Origin of the sequence: Fibrivirga algicola (genome assembly GCF_011742925.1) — a bacterium.
Lineage (GTDB): Bacteria > Bacteroidota > Bacteroidia > Cytophagales > Spirosomataceae > Fibrella > Fibrella algicola.
Genome location: NZ_WAEL01000004.1, coordinates 610,425 through 628,363, shown reverse-complemented (window position 1 = coordinate 628,363; position 17,939 = coordinate 610,425). Strand labels below are relative to the sequence as shown.

The window sequence follows — 17,939 nt, the reverse complement described above, 5'->3', positions numbered from 1 at the left end:
GTTTGGGGGTAGTTTATCTGCACCCTCCACCTACTTAATACCCGTTGTCGGTGGGTTTACTCATGTTGGGTACGTTGCTGGCAGTACCATCCCCAAAGCGGTGGTACGCTTCCTGCATGATTGCGGCTGTTGCTGACGTACCCAGCCTCGACACGCCCATTGCCTTCACCTGCAACAGCCCTTCGAGAGTACGCACGCCGCCCGATGCCTTTACCTGCACCCCCGGCCCCACATGATCGAGCATGAGTTGGAGGTGCGGGATCGTGGCGCCTTCGTAGCTGAATTTGCCGTCGCTGCCTTTGACAAACCCGAAGCCTGTCGACGTTTTTACGAACTCCACACCTACTTCGGTGCAGAGTTCGCAAAGGCGAATGATGTAGCTGGTGTCGGGCAGGTAATCATTCTCGAAAATCACTTTCAATATGGCTCCGTGGGCCCGGCAGGTATCGTGTACGGCGTTGATCTCGTCGCGAACGTACCCGTAATCGATGCTCAGCACCTTGCCAATGTTCACAACCATATCGATTTCGACAGCTCCGTTGTGGCAGGCCTGCATGGTCTCGGCTACTTTCACGGCTGTGGTCGATGCCCCCGCCGGAAAGCCGATGACCGTGCCGACCAGCACACCCGAGCCCGCCAGTAATTCAGTTGCCAGCGGTACGGCATAGGGCTTGATACAAACTGACGCTACGTTGTAGTGCAGCGCGAGTGCACAGCCGTCGCGGAGTTCCGTATCGGTAAGCGTCGGGTGCAGGAGCGCATGGTCGATCATCTTCGCCAGCTCATGGATCAAGGTGGGGTTTGGGTTCACAGCGATGTTGTTAGTTAAAACCCATGACCCGGCGAACGCGCTCGATGGTCTGCGACGCTACTGCGCGGGCTTTTTCTTCGCCAGCCCGAAGTTCGTGTTCCAGTTCGGGGTTGCCCTCGGTCATCAGTTCGTTGAACCGCTCGCGCTGATCGGCGAAGCGCTGAACGATCAGCTCATACAGCTCCTTTTTAGCATGTCCGTACCCGTAACCGCCAGCTTCATACTTCTGCCGCATATCGGCCACCTGCTCGTCTGTTGCCAGCAGTGCATACAGCTGGAACGTGATATCAGTGGCCGGGTTTTTAGGCTCTTCCAGCGGCGTCGAATCTGAAACGATCTTCTTAACGACCTTGTACAGGTCGTTGGCGGGCAGAAAAATATCGATGTAGTTGTTGTACGACTTGCTCATTTTGGCTCCGTCGATACCCGGAATAGTCATAATCCGTTCGTCGATTCGGGCTTCGGGGAGCACGAAAATGTCTTCGCCATACTGCCGGTTCACCGACGAGGCGATGTCGCGGGTCATCTCGATATGCTGCCGCTGATCTTTTCCAACGGGCACCAGATTGGTATCGTATAGCAGAATGTCGGCCGCCTGAAGCACCGGGTACGTGAACAAACCCGCGCTTCCAGATCCAGGCACTTTCTCTACCTTATCCTTGTACGAGGTTGCGTTTTGCAGCATCGCCATGGGGGTAAAGCAGTTGAGATACCAGGCCAGTTCGGTATGCTCGGGCACCCGCGACTGCCGCCACAGGGTATTCCGGGTGGTGTCGTAGCCAAATGCCAGCCAAGTGGCGGCAATGGCCCGAATGAACTCACGGCGCGTGTCGCCTTCCTTCAGCGTGGTGAGCGAATGAAGGTCAGCAATAAACAAAAACGACTCGTTACCAGCTTGTTGAGAGAGCTGGATGGCGGGCAAAATAGCGCCCAGAATATTACCCAGATGCGGCCGGCCGCTGCTTTGGATACCAGTTAAGATTCGTGACATAGTAATTTATTTTCCCTGCGCTTCCACGACGGCAATCGCCACCATGTTAACAATTTCGCGCTCGGATGAACCTAGTTGCAATACGTGTACAGGTTTGTGCAGGCCAAGCAGAATGGGACCAATAGCGTCGGCGCCCCCCACTTCCGACATCAGGTTGTAGGCAATGTTACTGGCCGACAGGTTGGGGAAAATCAGCGTGTTGGCCCCTTCCTCGATGAGTTTGCTGAACGGGTGGTTCTGTTTCAGCAGCTCAGTGTCGAAGGCAAGGTGCGCCTGAATCTCACCGTCGACAATCATGTCGGGGTATTTGGCCTGCAACATCGAAACGGCTTTGCTCATCTTCAGCGCGTCGTCGCCTTCGGCCGAACCGAAGTTCGAATACGTAACCAGTCCAATGCGCGGTTTGATGTTGAACTGCTCAACGGCGCGGGCCGTCAGCTCGGTAATTTCGACAATTTCTTCTGCCGTGGGGTTGAAGTTGACGGTCGTATCCGAAAAGAACAGTGGTCCGCGCTTGGTCATCAGAATGTACATCCCCGCTACTTTTTTCACTCCTTCCTGCTTGCCAATTATTTGCAGCGCGGGTCGGATGGTATCGGGATAATTGCGGGTCAGGCCCGAGATCAGCGCGTCGGCTTCGCCCGTTTCGACCATCATAGCCCCGAAATAGTTGCGGTAGTACATCAGCTTGCGTGCTTCGCGGGGGTTCAGCCCTTTCCGCTGCCGCTTCTGGAAGAATACCTCCGCGAACCGGCCAATCAGTGCATCCTGCTCGGGGGAGCGCGGATCGTAAATGGGGGTGTCGCCCAGGTCGAGGCTGTTCTGCTCGATCATTTGGCGAATCATGGCGGTTTCGCCCAACAAAATGGGTTGGGCAATGCCTTCGTCACGTACCTGCTGCGCCGCTTTGAGTACTTTTAAATTCTCGGCATCGGCAAACACCACCCGTTTCGGATTGCTCTTGGCTTTGTTGAGGATAACTCGCGAAATGCTGTTATCCTGCCCCAATCGGTGGGCTAGCTGGTGTTCGTAAGCTTCCCAATCCGTTATCGGTTGCTTGGCCACACCAGAATCCATTGCGGCTTTGGCCACGGCAGGGGCTACGGTAACCAGTAACCGGGGGTCAACCGGCTTGGGAATGATGTAGGTGCGGCTAAACATCAGGTTATCGGTGCTGTAGGCCATGTTCACCAGATCAGGAACGGGTCTTTTAGCGAGTTCGGCCAGGGCCATTGTAGCCGCCAGCTTCATGGGCTCGTTAATCTCCGTTGCCCGCACATCGAGTGCCCCCCTGAAAATGTAGGGGAAGCCCAGCACGTTATTCACCTGGTTGGGGTAGTCAGACCGGCCCGTGGCCATAATCAGGTCGGGGCGGGCGGCCATTGCTTCTTCGTAGCTGATCTCCGGCGTTGGGTTCGCCATGGCAAACACGATTGGGTCGTTGGCCATGCTCTGCACCATTGCCTGACTAACGACATTGCCTTTCGAGAGGCCAACAAAGACGTCGGCATCCACAAAAGCAGCCTCAAGCGATGTCAGGTCGCGGGAAGTGGCAAACATCGCCTTGCGTACGTCCAGATCGGCCCGGTCGGTTCGGATAGGCCCCTTCGAGTCGCACATGACAATGTTTTCGAGTTTGGCACCCAGCGCAACGTAATGCTTGGTGCAGGAAATAGCCGAGGCGCCCGCTCCATTCACCACAATTTTCACGTCGCCAATCGACTTGCCAACCAGTTCGAGGGCGTTCAACAGCGCGGCACCGGAGATAATGGCCGTTCCGTGCTGATCGTCGTGCATGATCGGGATGTTCAGCTCGTTGCGGAGCCGTTCCTCGATCTCGAAGCATTCGGGCGCTTTTATGTCTTCGAGGTTTACCCCGCCGAAGGTTGGCTCCAGAATCTTCACCGTGCGCACAAACTCGTCGACGTTATTGGTATTCAATTCCAGGTCGAATACGTCGATGTCGGCGTAAATTTTGAACAGCAGCCCTTTACCTTCCATCACGGGCTTACCGGCTTCGGGGCCAATATCACCCAGACCGAGTACGGCAGTACCATTTGAGATCACCGCCACCAGATTGCCTTTTGCCGTGTACTTATACACGTCTTCCACGTTTTCGGCAATCGCCAGGCAGGGTTCGGCAACGCCCGGCGAATAAGCCAGGGTCAGATCGCGCTGTGTGCTGTAAGGTTTGGTTGGAATGACCTCCAGTTTACCGGGACGGCCGTTGGCGTGGTAGTCGAGGGCGTCTTCGCGCCTGATTTTCTGCTGCATAAGAGGAGTTTCGGCCGGAGTTGCCTGAAGAGTTTGGCCTAAATGGGGCCGCTAAACTACAAAACTGCGGTTGGCTTACCCAGTATGGTGCACACCTTTGGCTAAAAGCGCGTGCAGCGAAACAGCTATTCTACAGACTTTTCGTGTACGGTTGTCAAGTTTACTATATGGTATAATGGTAAATAAAAGCCGCGTTTCTACGTACTGCAACAGGTAGTAATACGCTTGATGCAAGTGCTTGATTGTGAGTCATTCGCTTCGAAATAAACGCCGTTACTAATGAGACGAAGCCCGAACGAACCAGACAATAAAGCGGCAGAAAGGCTGGCCCAGTTTCTTCAGGCACGGGAAAGCCAGCCCGAAACCCCCGACGATCTCCCCGAGAAAAACACCAACGTACCTGAGCCTCCCGCAGAGTGCCAGCCCGACTCTCGGGCTGATTCAGCCACACACCAAAAAGAAGACTAAACCCATGAAAGGACCTTTTGATGCTGTTTTGGATTCGCGCGAATCAACCCGGCCTACGCCTATACGCCCGGAAGGCGGTAAAGTATTACAGCGGCTCTTGGCTTTTGTCGAGGAGCGTGATCTGCCGGCAACGGCCATTGAATCAGAGTCGACCGACAAGCCCCGTGGCCGTAAGAAATCGGGAGGCGAACGAGAAGCGGTTGCCGAAGAGTCTGCAACGGCTGATTACGCCCAAGCACTCATTGACGCGACTCAGGCACTAGGCATGCCGTCGGACACTGATATGGCCCTCCGCGAAGGAACCGACGAGCAGACCACTATCCTAATGTCTCCGCCAACGGGCATCGGGCCGCAGTGGCGTTTTGTGGGACCAAGTTCCATGACAAACGGACAGACCTACGGCGAGAGCCGCGTGGTGGTGTCGGGGCGGGTAGCGGCTATTGCCATCGATCCGGCTAATGCCAGCCACCTGCTGTGCGGGTCGGCGGGCGGCGGGTTATGGGAAAGTTTTAATCAGGGTGAAACCTGGGCACCCCGGACTGATTATGCCCCAACGCTTACGGTTGGTGCCATTGCCTTTGTGCCATCAGCCCCGTCTACCGTGTATTGCGGAACGGGTGAAGGTAATTTTTATGCCGGACTGGGCGCGGGACTGATGCGGTCGACCAATGGCGGCACTACCTGGACCGTGCACGCGACCGCGCCCTTTGTCGGGCAGGGGTTCTACGACCTGATTGTTGATCCGGCCAACGCCAGTCATATGTTGGCGGCAACAACGAATGGTATCTATGAATCGACCGACGCGGGGGCGAACTGGACATTACGCCGCGCTGACCGTTGCTGGGATCTGGCCATGCATCCGGCGGGTGGTGCCACGGCGGAAGTGCTGGCCGCCTGTTCAGGTGGTTTGTTTCGATCAACAAATGGGGGGACTACTTGGGCAGCCGTTACCCTGCCCGGTTCGCCGGGTGGGTTTAACCGGCTTGCTGTTGCCATTGCCCCCGGTAACCCGGGCGTGGCCTATGCCTTTGGGGCTACTGGCGCAACGGGCTATCTCTGGCGGCGGGCCACGGCTGACGGTGCCTGGACGGCCATTACCCAGCCCCCTGGTCTGTCGACAGGACAGGCCTGGTACGACTGGTTTCTGGATGTCGCTCCCGACAATGCTAACCAGATTTATGCCGGAGCTATCGAAGCTTACCGGGGTACGTTGTCTGGTACAACCTGGACGTGGGTGACCATTTCCAACAAAACTGGCGATGATATTCACCCCGATCAGCATGCCATTGCCGTTGACCGAACCAACCCGGACCGGATTTACGTGGGTAACGACGGTGGCCTGTTCATGTCGACCAACCGGGGTACGTCCTGGATTTCACGAAACGCCGGGTTAGGCACAGCCGAGATCGAGTACATGGCCCAAGATTATGGCTCGTCGCGGTGGCTGTTGGCCGGTACGCAGGACAACGGCACCATTCGCTACACAGGGGCTCGCGTATGGGAGCATGTAGCTGATGGCGATGGAGGCGATTGTGCCGTAAACCGGGCCAGTCCCGACGTAGTCTTCCAGTCGTACTTCGGCATGGGCATGGCCCGTTCGACGGTAAAAGGCAACTGGAGTTCGTTTAGCTGGATAGGACCAAACGTACCTGACGGGTATAGTCGGCTGTTTTATCCGCCGATGGAATCCAATAATGATACCATTGCTCAGGCAGGACAAAGCGTCTTTATCTCGCGAAACAGAGGAACCAACTGGACGGAGATTGCTCTGCCTGCCGGGCTGGTAGCCTCGGCTATGAGTATGCCCACGGATGGGCGACTACTGGTTGGAACGACCGGCGGGCGTGTCTTTGTGCTCAACTGGTCGGGTACTGCCTGGGCCCTCACCGAACTGACCAGCCCCCGGACAGGCGCGTACCTGAGCGATGCGTATGTGCAGCCCGGAAACGTAAACCGAATCTGGCTGACCTACAGCAGCCGCACAGGCGGGCGGGTTTTCCGGTCGTCGGATGGTGGATCGACCTGGACCGATTTCAGTGCCGGACTGCCCGTGTTGCCGATCAATGCCGTTGAGGTACATCCCGGTAATGCCAACCGCATCTGGATAGCCGCCGACGCAGGCGTGTATCAGTCACTCAATGGCGGCACCACCTGGACCGCTTTTGCCAACGGTCTCCCCAATTCACTGGCCATCGACCTGCTGTACCATCCGCACGCCCGGTTGTTACGAGTAGGTTTGCGCAACCGGGGAGTCTGGGAAATTCCGGTCGATGGGCTCTTGGCCAATCCGGTGTGTGGGGTGCAATTCACCGGTACGTTGGCGGCCAACCAGACGGTCAGGTATTTTACGTTCCGCTGGCCCGCCACCTGGCATGTTATCTGGACCATTATGCCCACTAATCCCATGGTGGGTAGCCCGCAGGTGAAGTGGAATGTACAGGTAGAACGAGCCGATGCCGAATATGCGACATACTGGATCTCGGTCACGAACCTGAAAGCGGCACCGGTCACGATCGAAGGCCGATACGCCATTCTAAGCTATAACTGATTTTCCTGAATTCTAAACCAGCATACCCATGAGTACCGGTGTTCAATTTACGGGCACACTTGCCCCCAACCAGACAGTACGCTATTTTACCTTCAACTGGCCCGCTACCTGGCATGTGGTCTGGTACGTAATGCCCACTACGCCCAGAAACGGAAGCCCCGAACTAGACTGGGAGGTAGCCGTTGAGCGGGGCGATGCCACACGATGCACGTACTGGATTACGGTCAAGAACCTCACCAATATCTCGGTCGCTTTCGAAGGTCGATACGCCATTCTGAACAACTAAACACACCCTAGTCATGCGAATTATCATCGAACTGGACGACCCCAAGAGCCCCACCGTCAGCACAACCGACTTAGCGGCCTCGTCGGCTACCTTGCCGGCAACTACCGGAACTGCTATCGATACGGTCGATGCGGGTGGAGCGCCCACGAACGCGGCGAATGACGAAGTAACTACCTCAGAGTCGTCTACACTGACCGCCGATACCGCCATCACTGTACTAGATGGCGGTGCTGCCCCGACTTTTCCAAACCCATAAGCGCTACCTGACCCATGCGATTCTTCATCGAATGCCTGCCCTATCTAAGCGGCGTGCTCATTGGACTCTACCTGGCTAATCGGGTAAACAAACCACTTCCTGTCGGTTGGCTGGTTGGTATATTTGTCAGTATAGGCTTATTAATCAATCGATTATCTGGTGAGCTGTTTCCGCTGGTTGTAGTCGATACGGGTGTTGTACTGGTGGTTTCGGTAGTGACCTATTATGCCCGCCGGATGGTGTCGGGTCTGTAAGTAACACTACGGAGTAGGTAAGCGCCCTGCCGCCCAGGAGAGTAGTTGCCATCGGCCGGTGGCAACGTTGTTCACGCGCTTACTCCGTTGCAACTGCCAGATATCTGTGTAGGCCATCAGTATCGGGGTTGGCTTGCCCTCTATCAGCAAGGTTACGCGGGCACGGCCTGTAACAATGGCGAGCGAGTTATCGATCAGGCGAACCTTCACGCTATCTGTTTCAATAGATTGGTAATTCCATCGGCCAGTTATCAGGCTGTGAATGAACTGCCGTTTTGTTTCAACCACGCCATTCGAGTGCGAGTAAACCAGCTTGTCGGAAAGGAGCCGAGTCAACGCTACGGAGTCTTTCTGAATCTGAGCGGTAAAGCGTTGCTTATCCTGATTTTTTATCACGTCGTGGAAAGGCGTCTGGGCCAGAGTGCCGGTCGACAGGAGCAGTGAGCTAACAAGAATCAGATGTCGTAGTTGCATGACAGGGAGGGTTAGTCAGGTATGTTATCAGGCTGGAAAATTACGGGTTGCTACGTAAAATAAATGTACGAAGTGTTCAGATGTAGTAATTTGGTAATCAGATACATTTGGTACACAACATCTCCTAAATCGTTCTGCTATGGTTACTCTACTCCTGAACACTGTCGCGCAGGCATTACCCAACGACTTCTTCACGACAAACAGCATCACCACATTTGCCGGTGCTACGGGAGTGACCTACGTGATTGCCAACGGGCTACAGAAAGCATTTGATTTTAATCCGAAATGGCTGGCCCTGGCCATTGGTATACTCGTTTGTGAAATAGGCGCCGCCGTTTCCGGCTCAACAGCCGTGGTCGATTATCTGATGGCGATCATCAACGGCTTTCTGGTGTTCAACGCAGCGGGCGGTATCACCAGTCTGTCGGGACAGCCAACGCCACTAGCCAAACAGGGTGAACGCGAAGGTGTCGGTCGGCCAGCTCGTGAATTTTCGACACCCTGGTATCAATAAACAGGTACGTACCTGACCCGGTAAACGTTTGCCTGGGCCAGGTACGTACCCGTTAACCAATTCCACTCCATGAACACGCACGACACACCGCCTGCTGCGGCGGCTTACTACCGTAACATACTGACTCGTGGCGGACCAGCTGGAAGTTTGCTCGAATCGAGAGAAGGGGCTGAACCCAAACCCGATCTGACCAATTCGGGCATTACCGAGCGGCTCGATTACGCCCGGTATGGCTGGTCGGATGTGATTAAACGCCATTTTGGCGATAAACCTTCACTGCACCGGTTGACTCAAAAACTGGTAAAACAGGCCGATATAGCCTTACGTATCGTGCGCGACGACGATGATGCACTGTTGGCCAATAACCCAGACGAACTGGCGAATCTGGAAAGTATCGTCCGGCTCGACGGTTCACGGCCGTCGTTTATGATTCGCGACGGGCAGGTTGACCTTACTACCAGTCCGGCCGGGAGTTGGTCTGACCAGTTAATTGCCGCCGAACCCAACCTTCGCCAGGCATTGCGTTGTGTGGCGCGAATCAACTACCCGAAAGCCAGCGGTAAGTTTGTGGGAACGGGGTTTTTAGTGTCTGATAATCTGCTGTTTACCAATCGGCATGTGCTTGATGCCGTTGCCGATAAAGGACCAACGGGTAGCTGGATTTTTCGGAAAGGTGTGACGATCAACTTCGGGCATGAATACCAAACGTCGACCATGGCCCAGGTACGTCTGCCTAAATCGGTCCTGTTCAGCGGCACAACGTTGGGTGTCGATATAAACCATGCTGATACCGACGCCGCCCTGATTGAACTTGAACCTCGTACTGCTGGCACCGAATTCGAAGAAGCACTGGGCATTGAACAAACGCCCGACTGGGCTGAACTGGGTACGTTCATTTACACCATTGGGTATCCGGCTAATCCGGGTATGCCAGCCGTTGGGTCGGGCGTAACCCTGACGTTGCTGGAGCAGCTCTTCAAGTCTACTTACGGCTTGAAACGACTGGCTCCGGGCGAGCTGATCGCGTTGGATTCAGGACTTACTAACCGTACACTGGCGCATGACGCCACTACCCTCGGCGGGAATTCAGGATCAGCCATTGTGCACGCCGGTCGGCCAACGATGGTGTGCGGGTTGCACTATGCCGGTCGTTCCAGGGTGCCGAGAACCAATTGGGGGCACACGCTGATGCATATCCTCGATTCGGTCGATGGGGACGTACCTGTAACCTTGCGGGATCGCCTTCGGGCGCAGGGTGTTTTGGTGGATTAAAGTGGTCATCGAAGGAGCGAACAGGAGCGATATGTTGGGTATAGAGCAAATAATCAGGACGCTACGTGTATCGCGCGGTGAGTTTGCTACTCTTTTTTTGCAGGCTCAGGTGGGGTTGCCCACGCGGATGAACTTCGAGGCCGTGGCGCAGTCGGCCGTGGGCGATGATGCGTTCAAGCTTGGGCTGCTCTACGCGCAGTCAGCCGGTTTCCTGCCGCAATTGCTCCGCTGCATTGTCGACGATCAGCGCGAAGACGGAACGCTGGCAAAAGCGTTACTGGTCGAGTCGGGTAAACAATCGGCGGAGTTGCAGGCGATGGTTGATCTGGCGCAGGGCTTCGGGTTACCCAAGGCCTTGTATTACGGGCTGTTTAACGGCATGAAATGGGCCTGCAAACTACATATCGATGGCAAACAGAAAGGGACCGGCATTTTGGTTGGCCCCAACCTAGTACTTACGGCCTGGCACGTTGTTCGCCAATTGTTCAGGCCCGATCCAGCCAACCCGCATCAGCAACTGGCCGATGAGCAGGCGAGCGATCGCTTGCAGGTCGAGTTTGATAACTACGAAGGTTTTCGAAACGGGACGCTATCGCTTCGCCCGTCGAAAACGGTATTGATCGATGCGCATCGACAGTGGCTTGTTAGTTTCAAAACATGCCATCAGCAGGAATTGATGGATCTGTTGCCGCCTGAACTGACCGAGCTGAACAACTGCTGGGATTATGCGATTATTCGGCTGGCCCGGCCGATTGGCTCCGAACGCCGCTGGGCAAGACTCGACCCGAATGCGGTTGTGCCTCGGTTGGGGCAACGGGTCATGATTTTTCAGCATCCGGCGGGGGCTTCCCTGAAAATTGACCAGGGAGCTATTGCTGCCCCGGTCATTGCTAATCCGGCTGTGTTTCCGGGCATCCGGTTTTTGCACCGGGTCAACGCGCTGGGTGGCTCATCGGGTGGGCCGTGTTTCGACCAGGATTTCATGCTCTTCGGGCTGCATCAGGGCGCGTGGCCAACTAATCCGGGTGATCCCGTTCTGAACCGGGGCGTACCGCTGTCAGGCATTCAGGCGCACATCAAAGAAACAATCGGCGAGTTGCCCGCGCCCGATCCTGCCGACAGCCCAATCTGGTCTCTTGGCGAAGTCGATGGCTTTTTGCCCGTGCTCGGCTGCGATGCGTTTCAGGCAACAATCTGGCAATCCGTCTTGTCGGGCCGGCCGAGGTTGTTCACTACCGACGGTTTGGCTGGCAGTGGCAAAACATTCCGTGCGCGTGTGTTAAGTACAATGCTGCCGGTCAGTGGTCATCTGGTTATGCGTCTGGACGGTCAGCTGGTATCGAAATTCAGTGCCACCGAACTGGTGGCTGCCATTGCCGGGCAAGTTGGTCAACCAGTGCCGGTGTTTACCTCGCAAACGGATATGAACACCACATCGGCGGCTTGGCTCAGGGCTGAAGTACTACCAAAGCTGTTGGAAATGCTGGAACAAGCCCGGCAGAAACGACTTGTCTGGCTGGTGCTCACAGATCTGAACAAATACAACATCGATGGTCCGCAGGCTACCGATTTTCTAGCCCTACTCTACGAACAGATCCTGACGCTGGATTGGCTGCGGGTTTTTCTGGATGGTATGCGCGGCGACATTCCTCAACAGCTGGTTCCGTTCTTAACAACGGTGACCACAGACCCGATCACCCGCGCGGATCTGGCTACCTATTTCCGTAAGTTTCTCGCCCAACGAAACATGGTTGTCGATGATCTGAACATCAACGCTGCTACGCTACGGCTGGAGAAAAACTATACACAGGCACGCAATCGAACGCCGGAAACAGCGACTGTCAGCCTGTCGCTGGCCGTTATGGAGCGAATTGAGGATATAGTGATGGCAGCCCAGGAAACAATCTGACCCAGCAACCAATGGATAATTCAGCTGAATTGAAGGCGAATTTCGCCGCCAAGATGGCCCGTTGGATGAGCCCTGTTCCCACGGAGACGGTCAATTCTCTATGGGCCGATCATACGCCGTCAATGCCTGCCAAGCAGCAAGTGTCGCCCGAACTGATTCCTTATCAGCCAATTATTGATCAGATCGACGTTCAGTTGGCTTTGTCGGGGCGAGTGATGCCGGATGCGCTTTTACCTATCGGTCTACCAGGAATTGACCGCCAAGATATTCTGAATCAGGTAGTTGATAGCTGTGCAGTTGAGTCGGACGGGACTGATGTTCGATGGCTGATGAAACAGACACGGCGACTTGAACTGCTGGGTACTCTGATCGAGTCAGGTACGTTGTCGACCCGATTGAGCGAACCACTGCCTGCTACCGACCGGTTTGGTGATCTGCTGCGCGAGTTGCTTCAACACGGGGCAACCCTGCCGCTTGTCAACCGGTCGCACGACGATAGGTTGGCGCTTATGGAAGCCATGGAAACGACCAAACCACTTGATTTACCCCAACCCGACTGGACACAGGTACGTCGACAGATTGGTCTCGATAATTTTCTGACCGACCAGCGAGCCTTGCTAGTCAATGGCTTTGTGGGGCGTAAACAGGAGCTGGGTACGTTGCAGGCTTTTCTAACCGAAGAAGGTCCGCCCACCTCATTACCGTGGCGGGGTCTGGTGGTAACTGGTTTGGGCGGCTCTGGTAAATCGACGCTGCTGGCCAAGTTTTCGGAGGACGTGGTTCAGCAAAAGCTGGCTACGCTGGTTGTCTTTGACTTCGACCGCCCCGGCCTCAATCCAGATGACCGGCTTTGGCTGGAAGCCGAAATGGCCCGTCAGGTCGGCTATCAGTATCCGGCTGTAAATGAACAACTTCGCCGGGAACGGGCCGCTTCCCGTCAGCAAAAAACAAGGTTCGATGAAGGCATGAATAAGGAATCGTTCGAGTCGGCCTACCAGGAGCGCAGCATGGGCTTGCTGGCCATTATTCGGAATGCCCTGACCGACGAACAGGCAGACACACGGCCGCTGCTGCTCGTGTTCGATACGTTCGAAGAAGTAGAACAGCAAAATCTGACCGAGCGACTGGTATCATGGATCCGCGAAGTGGCCGAACAATTCTGGAATTTCCGGCTGCGAATTATCATCTCTGGCCGTCTGTTCGATGCGGCGTTGCAGAAAGTGTTAACGGTCACCAACCAGCAAACGCTTGATCTGGGCGAACTATCGGTTAGCGAAACCCAAACGTTACTTAAACGGCTCAGTGTCAACGATGAGTTGGCCCGGCGGGTGGCTCGTTCAACGCTTATTCCCCACCGCCCGCTGGAACTGAAGCTACTGGCCAGAATGCTTACCGAACGGGCCGATGCCACGCTCAACGAGATTGAGGCCGAACTCCGTACGGGTGGCGCAGCGGCCCGTTCGCTGTTTATGGGGTTGGTGTATCGCCGCGTACTCATGCGCATTGCCGACCCAACGGCTCAGAAACTGGCTTATCCCGGTTTGGTGCTCAGGTACGTTACCGTCGATCTTATTCTGCATGTGCTAGCTCCGGTGCTGAAACTCAAGCTATCGAAGTCCGCCGCCCAGTTAGCGCTGGATGCCCTGGTTACACATAGCTGGATCTGCTACCGAAGTGCCACTGGCGAAGTCTGGCACCGGAAAGACCTGCGCCGATCAATGCTGAGCGCCATGCGGGCGCAGGAGCCCGAACTGGCCAGAAAAATCAGCGAAGCGGCGTTTACCTACTTTTCGGATGTCGATAAAACGAAAACAGATCTTCGCTTACAAGCCGAGCAAACATATCACCGCCTTTTGTGGCTCCAGCAGCCCGATGAAGGCGCTGCTTATGAGTTAACGACCCTGAAAAATGCGGCTGAAATGATCGGTGCCGATGTGCAGGATTTGCCCAAAGCAGCCACTGTGTTGCTCCAGTATGCTCAGAAAGGACGGGTAGCTGCCGAAGAAGTGGAATGGTTACCCGCCGAATACCTGCAAAAAGCGTATCATAAAACCGGTCAGCGGTTGATCGATAATCGTGAATTTGGCAAGGCGTTGGCGCTTTACGAACGAGGGCAGCAAGTGGGACGTACCTATCAGCAGACCGGCGTTCATTGGCTTTGGGAATTAGAAGTTCTATTTGCTACAGCCCAGTGGCAGGTTCTTACTCAAGCCCTTCTTCATACAAGAAAGGTTAACGTTCACTCATACGACGATTTTGTTGTTTGTTATATTTATTACCACGGACTTATTTCTGATGAGAGACAGGATGAAATAAATGTTTATAATACTTTGAGATTAGACTCTAATAAGCCAGAGATTGGGAAGCCATATTATTTGAAGACAGGCTCTAGAATAAGACAGGCTATAGTACACATAATACTAATTAATAATACGTCATACAAGCGAAGCCAAGTGCAGCTTAAAATGGCATTGGAGATCACTGAAAATTCAAAAAAATACAGCAACGAATTTAAGTCCACTCATATTCAGAGAAAACTGCTTTACATTGATCTCATTGCTGGTCAGCAACCACTTGTCAACCTCACGCTTGCCCCCTCGCTGTTGAAAATAGACCCTATCTGGCTCTCGGGCCTGGTCACCATTCCGTTTATCGCTGAACAAAAGGGTGATCCCGGTAAGGCACTCCGTCAACTGTTGTTAGATGCTCGTGCGTTATTGACCCGCAGAACGGTTCGACGCCTGCTGGATGCGCTGGATGTGCTGTATAAGAACAGAGACGGTTGGTTGGTACAGGGCGACGTTGGTGCCTACATGGACCAGGGGCCAATGCTTGAAAAATGGTTCCGGGGGCCAGATCCTGAGTTTCGTGATCCGGTGCGGTTTGCCCTGCTTAATGCCTTCCGTACTCGTGAGGGGTATCGCCAATTAGCCGGTTTACTCAGCGACGTATTAGCCTTACCGTTCACCGATTTAGCGCCCGATGCCTTTGCTGAGGCTATGATACCCGACCCGGAACATTATCTGGAGCCCTACATAGAAATCGTGGACCGCAATTGGGCGCTGGGTACGTTGCTGGCCAACGCTGTAGCAATCTGTCCCGAAGCTGATTCTCTTTCCCGTGTTAAAGCCGCTTATGACCGTTGGGATGCCGCCGTGAAAGCTGCCTTTATGATGTATAAACCTTTATAACTAACCCATACCATGATTGCTAATCTCACACACACGGCTACGTTGTCGGGGATGACCCGGCTTACGGAAGCTGATGAGGCACTGCGTGAAGGTGCTGCACTAACCACGCCTGCCGCCTCATTCGACGATCGGGAAGGATACGTACCTGGATTTCTTCCCGGCTGGTCTATCGATCTGCCTGTTGCCACCGGTATTGGTGCCGCCGACATGCGCGAACTCCGGCGCGGGGGGCAGGGCGTTGTGCTGGCTTACCAGCATTTTTCGGTGATCATGTCGGCATCGCGTAAAATGCCTATGATTGCCGCTGCCAATATCAATGGGGCGCAGTCGCGGCGGATGCCACGGGTGAAAAAATGGAGTTACGATGGTCGCCTCGACGAAGACGATCAGTGGGGCGAGGAACTGTATGGCGGCAATGCGCTGGACCGGGGCCATATGGTGCGGCGTGAAGATCCTGTCTGGGGCACCGAAGCGGAGGCAAAAACGGCCAACATCGACACGTTCCATTACACCAATGCCTGCCCGCAGATGGGGGCTATGAACCAAAAAACGTGGTTGGGACTCGAAGATTACATCCTCAACAATGCCCGTGCCGATGGGTTGCGCGTTAGTGTATTCACTGGTCCTTATTTCACCGAGGATGACTTAACCTACCGGGAAGCCCTTATACCGCGCGCTTTCTGGAAAGTGGTAGCTATCGTGTTACCCGATGGCAGACCATCGGCCACGGCTTATCAGGTTAGCCAGGAAAAAGAACTCGAAGACCTGGAGTTTGTCTATGCAGGCTACAAAACATACCAGATTAGCATTCAGCAGGTTATCGACAAAACGGGACTGGACTTCAATCCATTGGTACCGTTTGATGGCTTCTCTCAGTATGAAACACTGACAGGTATGCAACTTACCGAAACACTCGACGAACTGAGCCAGATTCGGGTCTAAAAACGAAAGTGGTGATTGGCCATCACCGTCGTGTTACACAACAACTGACCGCCAATCACCACTTTTCTGATAATCAGAAATTACTGCGTTTATTCCCACTCAATGGTAGCAGGTGGCTTCGAAGAGATGTCGTATACGACGCGGTTGACTCCTTTCACCTTATTGATGATCTCGTTGGAAATATCGGCTAGGAACGAGTAGGGGAGGTGTGCCCAGTCGGCGGTCATGCCGTCTACGCTGGTTACCGCCCGAAGCGCCACTACGCGTTCATAGGTGCGTTCGTCGCCCATCACGCCTACGCTTTGAATTGGCAATAGCATGGCGCCTGCCTGCCATACCTGATCGTAGAGCCCTTCCCGTTTGAGGCCGTTGATGAACAGGGCATCCACTTCCTGAAGGATAGCTACTTTTTCGGGAGTAATGTCGCCCAGAATCCGAATGGCCAGACCTGGACCGGGGAACGGATGCCGACCCAGAATGAACTCGGGTAAGCCCATTGACCGGCCAACGGCACGTACCTCGTCTTTAAAGAGCGTGTTGAGGGGCTCAACCACCTTCAGCTTCATAAAGTCGGGCAAACCGCCCACGTTATGGTGCGATTTAATGGTGGCCGACGGTCCTTTTACAGATACTGATTCGATAACGTCGGGATAGATTGTGCCCTGTCCCAGCCAGCTTACATCTTCGATCAGGTGAGATTCCTGGTCGAATACATCGATAAAGGTTTTACCAATGGCTTTGCGTTTGGCTTCAGGGTCGGTCAGGCCGGTTAGGGCGCTGTAGAATTGCTGTTGAGCGTCGACGCCTTTTACGTTTAGGCCCAGCGTCTTGTAGCTATCCAGCACGCCCTGGAACTCATCTTTGCGCAACAAACCGTTGTCAACGAAGATGCAATACAGGTTTGCCCCGATGGCACGGTGAATGAGCATCGCTGCTACCGACGAGTCGACGCCGCCCGACAGGCCCAGTACAACCTTATCAGTACCAATCTTCTCTTTAAGCGCTGCCACCGTGGTGTCGACGAATGAGTCGGCGGTCCAGTTTTGCGAGCAGCCGCAAATGTCAACTACAAAGTTCTGGAGCAGTTGTTTGCCCTGAAGCGAGTGCGTCACCTCGGGGTGAAACTGGATACCATACGTCTCTTCATCACGTACCTGGAAGGCGGCAACCCGCACGGTTTCGGTTGAGGCAATAACCTCAAAACTGTCGGGAATCTGAGTGATGGTATCGCCATGCGACATCCATACCTGTGAGTGCTGATCAATGCCCTGCATCAGGCGGTTAACGGTCTCGACTGTACCTAAGCGCGCCCGACCGTATTCGCGAATGGAGGAGGGTTGCACTTCGCCACCGCTGCTTTGCGCCAGTAACTGAGCACCGTAGCAAACACCCAGCAACGGCATCTTGTGCCGGAACGCTGCCAGATGAACAGTCGGTGCATCACTGTCGCGAACCGAGCAGGGGCTACCCGACAGGATAACGCCTTTTACATCGGGCGAGATGGGAGGGAGGTTATTGTACGGGTGTATTTCGCAGTACACATTCAGTTCACGTACCCGGCGGGCAATCAATTGCGTAAACTGTGAACCAAAATCGATAATCAGAATCTGTTCGGTGGCCATCGTGAGTTTCTAAAGCCCAAAGTTACACCAAATTGCCCCACTAGCCGAAACAGGCCTGATTATTGACCAATGGTTACACGATGGGCAACTCATTTCCCACGCTTTGCTATCGGAAATGAGCTGCTTA

General features: G+C 54.6%; 15 protein-coding genes. 10 read left to right on the top strand and 5 right to left on the bottom strand.

Going from position 1 to position 17,939, the window contains the following annotated elements; translation table 11 throughout:
* Positions 1–34 precede the first annotated feature (34 nt).
* Genes deoC through F7231_RS13965 form a run of 3 tightly spaced genes read right to left on the bottom strand, consistent with a single transcriptional unit; the run spans position 35 to position 4,076 of the window.
* Entirely contained in the window at positions 35–811 is a 777-nt protein-coding gene (gene deoC / locus F7231_RS13975; RefSeq protein WP_166692312.1) for a deoxyribose-phosphate aldolase, read from the bottom strand.
* 10 nt (positions 812–821) lie between these two features.
* Entirely contained in the window at positions 822–1,802 is a 981-nt protein-coding gene (trpS, locus tag F7231_RS13970) for a tryptophan--tRNA ligase (RefSeq protein ID WP_166692311.1), read from the bottom strand.
* A 6-nt stretch (positions 1,803–1,808) separates the two neighbouring features.
* Complete coding sequence (locus F7231_RS13965; protein WP_166692310.1) at positions 1,809–4,076, bottom strand: NADP-dependent malic enzyme; 2,268 nt, start codon at positions 4,074–4,076, stop codon at positions 1,809–1,811.
* A gap of 279 nt (positions 4,077–4,355) precedes the next feature.
* On the opposite strand from F7231_RS13965, the gene F7231_RS13960 reads away from it, so the two are divergent.
* The 5 genes from F7231_RS13960 to F7231_RS13940 are packed head-to-tail and all read left to right on the top strand — an operon-like array spanning position 4,356 to position 7,888.
* Positions 4,356–4,544: a hypothetical protein gene (locus F7231_RS13960; protein WP_085413302.1), complete on the top strand. Its 189-nt coding sequence runs from the start codon at positions 4,356–4,358 to the stop codon at positions 4,542–4,544.
* Between the two features lie 4 nt (positions 4,545–4,548).
* Entirely contained in the window at positions 4,549–7,092 is a 2,544-nt protein-coding gene (locus F7231_RS27255) for a WD40/YVTN/BNR-like repeat-containing protein (protein ID WP_208295598.1), read from the top strand.
* Positions 7,093–7,120: 28 nt separating this feature from the next.
* A complete protein-coding gene (locus F7231_RS13950; protein ID WP_085413304.1) occupies positions 7,121–7,378 on the top strand; it encodes a hypothetical protein in 258 nt (85 codons plus the stop codon).
* A 13-nt stretch (positions 7,379–7,391) separates the two neighbouring features.
* On the top strand, positions 7,392–7,634 hold the full coding sequence (locus F7231_RS13945; protein ID WP_166692309.1) for a hypothetical protein: 243 nt from the start codon (positions 7,392–7,394) through the stop codon (positions 7,632–7,634).
* A 14-nt stretch (positions 7,635–7,648) separates the two neighbouring features.
* Entirely contained in the window at positions 7,649–7,888 is a 240-nt protein-coding gene (locus tag F7231_RS13940; RefSeq protein ID WP_085413306.1) for a hypothetical protein, read from the top strand.
* A gap of 6 nt (positions 7,889–7,894) precedes the next feature.
* On the opposite strand, the gene F7231_RS13935 is transcribed toward F7231_RS13940, so the two are convergent.
* The gene (locus tag F7231_RS13935; RefSeq protein ID WP_166692308.1) at positions 7,895–8,362 is read right to left on the bottom strand and encodes a nuclear transport factor 2 family protein; all 468 of its coding nucleotides are present in this window, start codon (positions 8,360–8,362) and stop codon (positions 7,895–7,897) included.
* A 139-nt stretch (positions 8,363–8,501) separates the two neighbouring features.
* On the opposite strand from F7231_RS13935, the gene F7231_RS13930 reads away from it, so the two are divergent.
* From F7231_RS13930 to F7231_RS13910, 5 genes are all read left to right on the top strand, one after another.
* Positions 8,502–8,876, top strand: coding sequence for a hypothetical protein (locus F7231_RS13930; RefSeq protein WP_166692307.1), 375 nt, complete (start codon positions 8,502–8,504; stop codon positions 8,874–8,876).
* Positions 8,877–8,945: 69 nt separating this feature from the next.
* The gene (locus tag F7231_RS13925) at positions 8,946–10,148 is read left to right on the top strand and encodes a trypsin-like serine peptidase (RefSeq protein ID WP_166692306.1); all 1,203 of its coding nucleotides are present in this window, start codon (positions 8,946–8,948) and stop codon (positions 10,146–10,148) included.
* 31 nt (positions 10,149–10,179) lie between these two features.
* Positions 10,180–12,057, top strand: coding sequence for a trypsin-like serine peptidase (locus F7231_RS13920; RefSeq protein ID WP_166692305.1), 1,878 nt, complete (start codon positions 10,180–10,182; stop codon positions 12,055–12,057).
* A gap of 11 nt (positions 12,058–12,068) precedes the next feature.
* A complete protein-coding gene (locus tag F7231_RS13915) occupies positions 12,069–15,248 on the top strand; it encodes an ATP-binding protein (RefSeq protein ID WP_166692304.1) in 3,180 nt (1,059 codons plus the stop codon).
* A 12-nt stretch (positions 15,249–15,260) separates the two neighbouring features.
* A complete protein-coding gene (locus F7231_RS13910; RefSeq protein WP_166692303.1) occupies positions 15,261–16,190 on the top strand; it encodes a DNA/RNA non-specific endonuclease in 930 nt (309 codons plus the stop codon).
* 89 nt (positions 16,191–16,279) lie between these two features.
* On the opposite strand, the gene guaA is transcribed toward F7231_RS13910, so the two are convergent.
* Positions 16,280–17,812 carry a glutamine-hydrolyzing GMP synthase gene (guaA, locus tag F7231_RS13905; protein WP_166692302.1) on the bottom strand — a complete coding sequence of 511 codons (1,533 nt, stop codon included), beginning with the start codon at positions 17,810–17,812 and terminating at the stop codon, positions 16,280–16,282.
* Between the last annotated feature and the right edge of the window lie 127 nt (positions 17,813–17,939).

What these genes read in the sequence shown, in the direction of transcription:
- F7231_RS13920 (WP_166692305.1), top strand. Translation starts at nt 10,180, where the DNA reads ATGTTGGGTATAGAGCAAATAATCAGGACGCTACGTGTATCGCGCGGT.
- F7231_RS13940 (WP_085413306.1), top strand. Translation starts at nt 7,649, where the DNA reads ATGCGATTCTTCATCGAATGCCTGCCCTATCTAAGCGGCGTGCTCATT.
- F7231_RS13925 (WP_166692306.1), top strand. Translation starts at nt 8,946, where the DNA reads ATGAACACGCACGACACACCGCCTGCTGCGGCGGCTTACTACCGTAAC.
- F7231_RS13935 (WP_166692308.1), bottom strand. Translation starts at nt 8,362, where the DNA reads ATGCAACTACGACATCTGATTCTTGTTAGCTCACTGCTCCTGTCGACC.
- F7231_RS13945 (WP_166692309.1), top strand. Translation starts at nt 7,392, where the DNA reads ATGCGAATTATCATCGAACTGGACGACCCCAAGAGCCCCACCGTCAGC.
- F7231_RS13930 (WP_166692307.1), top strand. Translation starts at nt 8,502, where the DNA reads ATGGTTACTCTACTCCTGAACACTGTCGCGCAGGCATTACCCAACGAC.
- F7231_RS13910 (WP_166692303.1), top strand. Translation starts at nt 15,261, where the DNA reads ATGATTGCTAATCTCACACACACGGCTACGTTGTCGGGGATGACCCGG.
- F7231_RS13960 (WP_085413302.1), top strand. Translation starts at nt 4,356, where the DNA reads ATGAGACGAAGCCCGAACGAACCAGACAATAAAGCGGCAGAAAGGCTG.
- trpS (WP_166692311.1), bottom strand. Translation starts at nt 1,802, where the DNA reads ATGTCACGAATCTTAACTGGTATCCAAAGCAGCGGCCGGCCGCATCTG.
- F7231_RS13950 (WP_085413304.1), top strand. Translation starts at nt 7,121, where the DNA reads ATGAGTACCGGTGTTCAATTTACGGGCACACTTGCCCCCAACCAGACA.
- F7231_RS27255 (WP_208295598.1), top strand. Translation starts at nt 4,549, where the DNA reads ATGAAAGGACCTTTTGATGCTGTTTTGGATTCGCGCGAATCAACCCGG.
- guaA (WP_166692302.1), bottom strand. Translation starts at nt 17,812, where the DNA reads ATGGCCACCGAACAGATTCTGATTATCGATTTTGGTTCACAGTTTACG.
- F7231_RS13965 (WP_166692310.1), bottom strand. Translation starts at nt 4,076, where the DNA reads ATGCAGCAGAAAATCAGGCGCGAAGACGCCCTCGACTACCACGCCAAC.
- F7231_RS13915 (WP_166692304.1), top strand. Translation starts at nt 12,069, where the DNA reads ATGGATAATTCAGCTGAATTGAAGGCGAATTTCGCCGCCAAGATGGCC.